The sequence below is a fragment of the Pararhizobium mangrovi genome (genome assembly GCF_006516965.1).
Taxonomy (GTDB): domain Bacteria; phylum Pseudomonadota; class Alphaproteobacteria; order Rhizobiales; family Rhizobiaceae; genus Pararhizobium_B; species Pararhizobium_B mangrovi.
Map to the genome: position 1 here is coordinate 1 of NZ_VHLH01000059.1, position 5,973 is coordinate 5,973.

8 protein-coding genes are annotated in these 5,973 nt (G+C 65.5%); 4 read left to right on the forward strand and 4 right to left on the reverse strand.

Translation table 11 applies throughout. From position 1 onward, the window contains the following. The coding region (locus FJU11_RS18075) for a GTP-binding protein (RefSeq protein WP_141168339.1) at positions 1-514 on the reverse strand (514 nt) is incomplete at its 3' end. A 272-nt stretch (positions 515-786) separates the two neighbouring features. Here FJU11_RS18075 and FJU11_RS18080 point away from each other — a divergent pair. Together FJU11_RS18080 and FJU11_RS18085 are read left to right on the forward strand one after the other, a co-directional pair. Then, the gene (locus tag FJU11_RS18080; protein WP_141168467.1) at positions 787-1,620 is read left to right on the forward strand and encodes an EamA family transporter; all 834 of its coding nucleotides are present in this window, start codon (positions 787-789) and stop codon (positions 1,618-1,620) included. Positions 1,621-1,732: 112 nt separating this feature from the next. Beyond that, positions 1,733-1,939 (forward strand): hypothetical protein, encoded by a 207-nt coding sequence (locus FJU11_RS18085; RefSeq protein WP_141168468.1) that lies wholly within the window; start codon positions 1,733-1,735, stop codon positions 1,937-1,939. A 49-nt stretch (positions 1,940-1,988) separates the two neighbouring features. Here the strand turns inward: FJU11_RS18085 and FJU11_RS18090 are convergent, their stop codons facing one another. From FJU11_RS18090 to FJU11_RS18100, 3 genes are all read right to left on the reverse strand, one after another. Beyond that, the gene (locus FJU11_RS18090; RefSeq protein ID WP_141168469.1) at positions 1,989-3,158 is read right to left on the reverse strand and encodes a pyridoxal phosphate-dependent aminotransferase; all 1,170 of its coding nucleotides are present in this window, start codon (positions 3,156-3,158) and stop codon (positions 1,989-1,991) included. 116 nt (positions 3,159-3,274) lie between these two features. Continuing rightward, positions 3,275-3,727: a large conductance mechanosensitive channel protein MscL gene (gene mscL, locus FJU11_RS18095; RefSeq protein WP_141168470.1), complete on the reverse strand. Its 453-nt coding sequence runs from the start codon at positions 3,725-3,727 to the stop codon at positions 3,275-3,277. 148 nt (positions 3,728-3,875) lie between these two features. Next, positions 3,876-4,313: a hypothetical protein gene (locus FJU11_RS18100; protein WP_141168471.1), complete on the reverse strand. Its 438-nt coding sequence runs from the start codon at positions 4,311-4,313 to the stop codon at positions 3,876-3,878. Positions 4,314-4,442: 129 nt separating this feature from the next. On the opposite strand from FJU11_RS18100, the gene FJU11_RS18105 reads away from it, so the two are divergent. Both FJU11_RS18105 and FJU11_RS18110 read left to right on the forward strand, forming a co-directional pair. Beyond that, a complete protein-coding gene (locus tag FJU11_RS18105) occupies positions 4,443-4,793 on the forward strand; it encodes a DUF952 domain-containing protein (protein WP_141168472.1) in 351 nt (116 codons plus the stop codon). After that, positions 4,790-5,887, forward strand: a complete 1,098-nt coding sequence (locus FJU11_RS18110) for a quinone-dependent dihydroorotate dehydrogenase (protein WP_181408245.1) — start codon at positions 4,790-4,792, stop codon at positions 5,885-5,887. The genes FJU11_RS18105 and FJU11_RS18110 overlap by 4 nt, the downstream gene beginning before the upstream one ends. Positions 5,888-5,973 lie beyond the last annotated feature (86 nt).

Below are 5,973 nucleotides of genomic sequence, written 5' to 3' on the forward strand. Positions count from 1 at the left end.
CCAGCGCCGAGCCCTTGACGATCGGAATGTCGTCGCCCGGGAACTCGTAGCTCGAAAGAAGCTCGCGAACCTCGAGCTCGACGAGCTCCAGAAGCTCCTCGTCGTCGACCTGGTCGCACTTGTTGAGATAGACCACGATGCCCGGAACGCCGACCTGGCGGGCAAGCAGGATGTGCTCGCGCGTCTGCGGCATCGGGCCGTCGGCGGCAGACACCACCAGGATCGCCCCGTCCATCTGCGCCGCACCGGTGATCATGTTCTTCACGTAATCGGCGTGGCCCGGGCAGTCGACGTGCGCGTAGTGGCGCGCGTCCGTCTCGTACTCCACGTGCGCCGTCGAGATCGTGATGCCGCGCGCCTTCTCCTCCGGCGCCGCGTCGATCTGGTCGTACGCACGGAAATCCCCGAAGAACTTCGTGATCGCTGCCGTCAGCGTCGTCTTGCCATGGTCAACGTGACCAATCGTGCCGATGTTCACGTGCGGCTTCGTGCGTTCAAACTTTCCTTTTGCCATCGTCAGCTTCCCGTCTCGCGAGCCAAGGTAACCCGGCAGGCCGGCGTCGGACCGCCCGGGAGATCGACAGCCCGCATACTGACCTTTCGGACGGGTTTCAAGCCTTTCTTCCGTATGGCCATGGAAGCCGGAGCGGGCATGCCCTTGAAGCAGCATGCAAAGCGGGCCTCGCCGCACGAGAGACGCGTTTTCGCCAATCGGCTCTTCGATCCGGTCCGAAAAGCGGATAGGCCTTGGCACATCGAAACCGGCCGAGACGCTTTCTCATCACCATGAACCCAACCGCATTCGCGATCGTCGCGGGCGCCGCGGTCTGCCACGCGATCTGGAACGCGATGGTCAAGGCCGGCCGCGATCGCGCCGTGACGCTCGCCGCCATCTCCTTTTCCAACTTTCTGGTGGGCGCGGTGCTCGTCTTCTTCGCGCCGCTTCCCGCCGCCCAGAGCTGGCCGCTTCTGCTTGCCTCCGCGCTGCTGCACAATGGCTATTACATCGGCCTGAACTACGCCTATCGCTTCGGCGATCTCTCGCAGGTCTATCCGCTCGCCCGCGGCATGGCGCCGGCACTCGTCGCGATCGCTGCCTATCTGACGATCGGCGAGGTGCTGCCGGTCGAAGCAATCGTCGGCCTTGCCCTCGTTTCCGTCGGGATTGCCCTTCTGTGCTTCTCGCGATCCGCGACGCCGCGCGATCCGAGGGCGCTTGCCGCCGCCGCAGCGACGGGCACCATCATCGCCGCCTACTCGCTCGCCGACGGTATCGGCGCACGCCTCTCGGACGCGCCTCTCGGCTATATCAGCTGGCTGTTCCTTCTCGAGTTTCCGACGGCCGCGACCACGCTGATCCGGCGCCGCCATGCGATCCGGGCTGCTGCCGGCAGCGCGCTCGCCGGTCTCGTGCCGGGCTTCCTCTCCGTGCTCGCCTATGGCGGCGTGATCTATGCGGCGACGATCGCTCCGCTCGCAGTGGTCTCCGCCCTTCGCGAGACGAGCGTCGTGCTCGCGGCCCTCTTCGGTATCTTCCTCTTCGGCGAACGGCCGATCGGCCTGCGCCTCGTCTCGGCCGTCGTCGTTTTGTCCGGGATCATCTTCATCGCAACAGCGTAGCCGTTACGAACGGTGTCAATGCCGGTTCGCTGCACCTTCACCAGTGCGTGCACACGGAACAAAGCGTCTCGCTCCCTGCTTTCGATAACAGGAAAAGAGCGGAGGAGACCCCATGAGCACGGACGACGCGAAGGAAGGCAAACCGGGCACGACCGACCAGCGGCCACGCTGGGAAGGGCCGCCGGAAACCCGTCCACCGGGATATCTACCCGCCGAGGACGATCCCGCGAGCGACCGCGATGCGGCCGGTGAGAATCTCGAGGATCCCGACCGGGACACGGCGACGGACGTCGTCAGGAAGAAGAAGGACGGCGAATAGCCTGTTCCTCAGCGATACTCGATCGATCGCAAGTTCGCCGGTGTGGCGTCTACAGGGCTGAAAAATAGTCGGCAAGTCGCTCGGCCGCCGTCTTCATCTGCCGCGGATCCCGCAGGAAACAGGCACGCAGGAAGCGCTCCCCGCCCGGCCCGAACGCGACGCCGGGTGAAAGGCCGACGCCCGCACGGTCGATGATGTCCTTGGCGACCGCCATCGTGTCGGTGATCCCATCGACGGCGAAGAAGGCATAGAAGGCGCCTGCCGGCTTCGCCATGGCGACGCGGTTCGTCGCAAGCAGCGCCTCGCACAACACGTCGCGCCCGTGCGCGGCGCGGGCGATGTTTTCCCGGACCACGGCCTCGCCCTCCTCCACCGCCGCGACCGCACCACGCTGCAGGAAGGGTGCGACACCCGACGTCGAATACTGGATGAGGTTTTCCAGCTGCTGGCCGACGGCCTCCGGCGCGACGATCCAGCCGATGCGCCATCCGGTCATCGACCAGTTCTTCGAAAACGAGTTGACGTAGAGGATGCGGTCTTCGGCGTGGGCGACGTCGAGAAACGAAGGCGCACGCTCGCCCTCGCCGTAATAGTAGCGAGCGTAGATCTCGTCGGCGATGATCCACAGGCCGTGCTTGCGCGCAAGTTCCAGAAGGGCGTCCAGATCCTCGCGACTTGCCGTCCAGCCCGTCGGATTGGCCGGCGTGTTGACGAAGATCGCCCGCGTGTGCGGCCCGATCGAAGCCGCCAACCGGTCGGCATCGAGCGAGAAAGCGCCGTTTTCCTCCGTCAGCGGCACCGCCTTCGTGCGGGCACCGGAAACGCCGGCGGCGGCCGGAAAGTTCGGCCAGGCCGGCGTCAGGTAGACGACCTCGTCGCCTGGCGAGGTCACGAGATCGATCGAAAGCTTGATCGCCTGCATGCCCGAACCGACGACGAAGACCCGCTCGGCGGGAACCGGCTCGGCGTAAAGGCGCGCATAGTAGCGCGAAAGCGCCTCGCGCAATTCCGGCACGCCGCGCTGCCAGGTATAGAACGTCTCACCGGCTTCGAGCGCGCGGGTCGTCGCTTCGCCGATGAAGGCGGGGGTCGGCAGGTCCCCCTCGCCGGACCATAATGGGATCAGCCCTTCGCGGCCGCGGCCGTGCTTGACGACGGCGACGATGCCGCTCGGCGGCGTTTCGTCCGCCCGGCTGCTGACTGCGATCTTTTCGGACACGATGATTGCCTCTTTTCGATCGTGCGACCGTAGAGAGACATCCCGAGTTCACGCAAGGGCGGGACGGCGTTTCCGTCCGTTCGCCCCGCTTTTCTTTCCGGCGTTGAAACGGGCGCTCAGGTCCCCGGCAAGGCCGGTCGCCCGCCGTCGCGAAGGAGATCGCGGATTTCCGTGAGAAGCTGGACGTCTGCCGGCGGCGCATCGGGAACGGCGGGCGCCGGCTCCTCGTGGCGCTCGATCTTTCTGCGCAGCGTGTTCACGCCCTTGACCATCAGGAAGATGATCCAGGCGAGGATCAGGAAGTTGAGGACGACGGTCACGAAATCCCCATAGGCGAGCACGGCGCCCTGCGTGCGTGCCTGCGCGAGCGTCGAGGCGGTGACCTTTTCGGACAGGGGAAGGAAATAGTTTGAAAAATCGAATCCGCCGAAGATCGCGCCGACGACCGGCATGATGATGTCGTCCGTCAGTGCCTTGACGATCAGCCCGAAGGCGCCGCCGATGATGACGCCGACGGCAAGGTCCATGACGTTGCCCTTGGAGATGAATTCCCTGAATTCCTGAAGCACGGACGTGTCCTTTGCGATCGCTCCGGATAAACCGAACGGCGTGCCCTGCGCACGCGCGTCGATTGCCAACGCCGACAATTTAAAACCGCTTCGCGAAACCCTCAATACGAAACATGCGGGAGGCGGTTACCGGCTCGTCGCGAACCCGTCAGGTACGCTGGCCCGGTGCTGTCCGGTCGTCCGGTTCGCCGTAATGGTCGCGCCGCAGGAAGTCGCGATTGAGATCGTCGATCATCGCGAAGAAGCGCCGTACGGCATGTTCCACCGCGTCCATCGCCCGATCGAGGTTGCGATCCGGACTGCGCCCGGACGCCGTGTCTCCCTCGCCGTCGGTCAGCCGGTCCACTCGTTTTTCGAGCGCTTCGACGCGCTTTTCGAGCGCGTTGCGCTCGTCGGCCGCCATTTCGCAGACCAGTTCGCCCGCTTGCGTATGGCACATGGAAACTTCGCCGGTGGCATTGTTCATGCGCACGACGCCTCCTTCGACCTTCTGCAGCGAATAGTTGTTCTTGGTCTCCTGCGCTACGCCCGAAGAGGGCGCGAGCGCCAGGGCGAATCCGGCAACGACCAGCGTGTGCCTGCGCATCCGGGCTCCTCCTGCCTGCGGCTGCGTTTTCGAGCCTGCAACCGTCATAACCCGCAACCGCGACAAAAGTTCTGCCGCTTCCCGGGCGGCCCCTTTCCGGGCCGGGAAAATGCCGGTAGGACGAGGGCGATGAGCGAGATGATCTACAAGATCGCCCCCCGCGCCATGTGGAGCGAGGCGGAGCGAAACGGTGCCTTCACCGGCGCTCCGGTCGACCTTGCCGACGGGTTCATCCATTTCTCCACCGCCAGCCAGGTGCGCGAGACGGCAGCCAAGCATTTCGCCGGTCAAAACGATCTCGTTCTCGTCGCCGTCCGGCCGGAAGATCTCGGCGACGCGCTTCGATGGGAGGTCTCGCGAGGCGGTGCGCACTTTCCCCATCTCTATGCGCCGCTCGATCTGTCGGCCGTCGCCTGGGTGAAGCCGCTTCCGCTCGCCGCGCAAGGCACGCACCAATTCCCTGCGGAGCTTGCCGGGTGAGGCTTTTCGATGCGGCAGCCCGGCGCTTCGCCTTCGCGCTCGACCCCGAGCGTGCGCACCAGCTTTCCATCCGCGCGCTCAAGACGGCGAAGTCGCGCCGAACGCGACAGCCTGCGGATCCGCGGCTGGCGGCGATCGTCGCCGGCCTGCCCTTTCCCAATCCGGTCGGGCTGGCGGCCGGCTACGACAAGAACGCCGAGGTGCCGCACGCACTCGCCGGTCTCGGCTTCGGCTTCGGCTTCGTCGAAGTCGGCACGATCACGCCGCGCGCGCAACCGGGCAATGCGAAGCCGCGCGTCTTCCGCCTGCCGCGCGACCGCGCGGTGATCAACCGGCTCGGCTTCAACAACGAGGGCCACGAGGCGGCGTTGAAGCGGCTTCGCGCCGAACGCCACGGCGATATCGTCGGCGTCAACATCGGCGTCAACGCCGACAGCACGGACCGCGTGGGCGATTACGTCGCCGGCATTCGCGCCTTCTACGACACGGCCTCCTACTTTACCGCCAACGTCTCTTCCCCGAACACGCCGCGGCTGCGCGAACTGCAGGAACGCGAAACGCTCGAACGGCTGCTCGAAAAAATCCTCGCGGCAAGGGACGATGCGGCCGCCAGTCACGGCAAGCGCGTACCGGTCTTCCTGAAGATCGCGCCCGACCTCGACGAACGCGGGCTGGACGCGATCGCCGCCGCCTTCAACGCCGAACCGGCAGACGGGCTCATCATCTCCAACACGACGATCACGCGCGAAAACCTCAGGGACCGCAGACACGCCAAGGAGACCGGCGGGCTTTCCGGCCGTCCGCTCTTCGAGCGTTCGACGGTCGCGCTTGCCAAGATGCGGGTGCGGCTCGGCCCGCACGTGCCGATCATCGGCGTCGGCGGGGTCGATTCGGCCGAAAGTGCCGCCGAAAAGATGCGCGCGGGAGCCGACCTCGTGCAGCTCTATACCGGCCTCGTCTATCACGGACCCGGCCTCGTGAGGCGCATCGTCGGCGGCCTTTCGGCCATGTGCGAGCGGGAAAACCTCACCAATCTCGCTGCCATTCGCGACGCCCATGTCGACGAATGGGCCGCCCGTCGCATCGGCGGTTAGGATCTGTACTCATAAACGGGATTCCGTTTGAGGCTGGATCGTGATTCAAAGATCCTCGAGGAGGAGCTTTGAATGGCCCGTTTCGA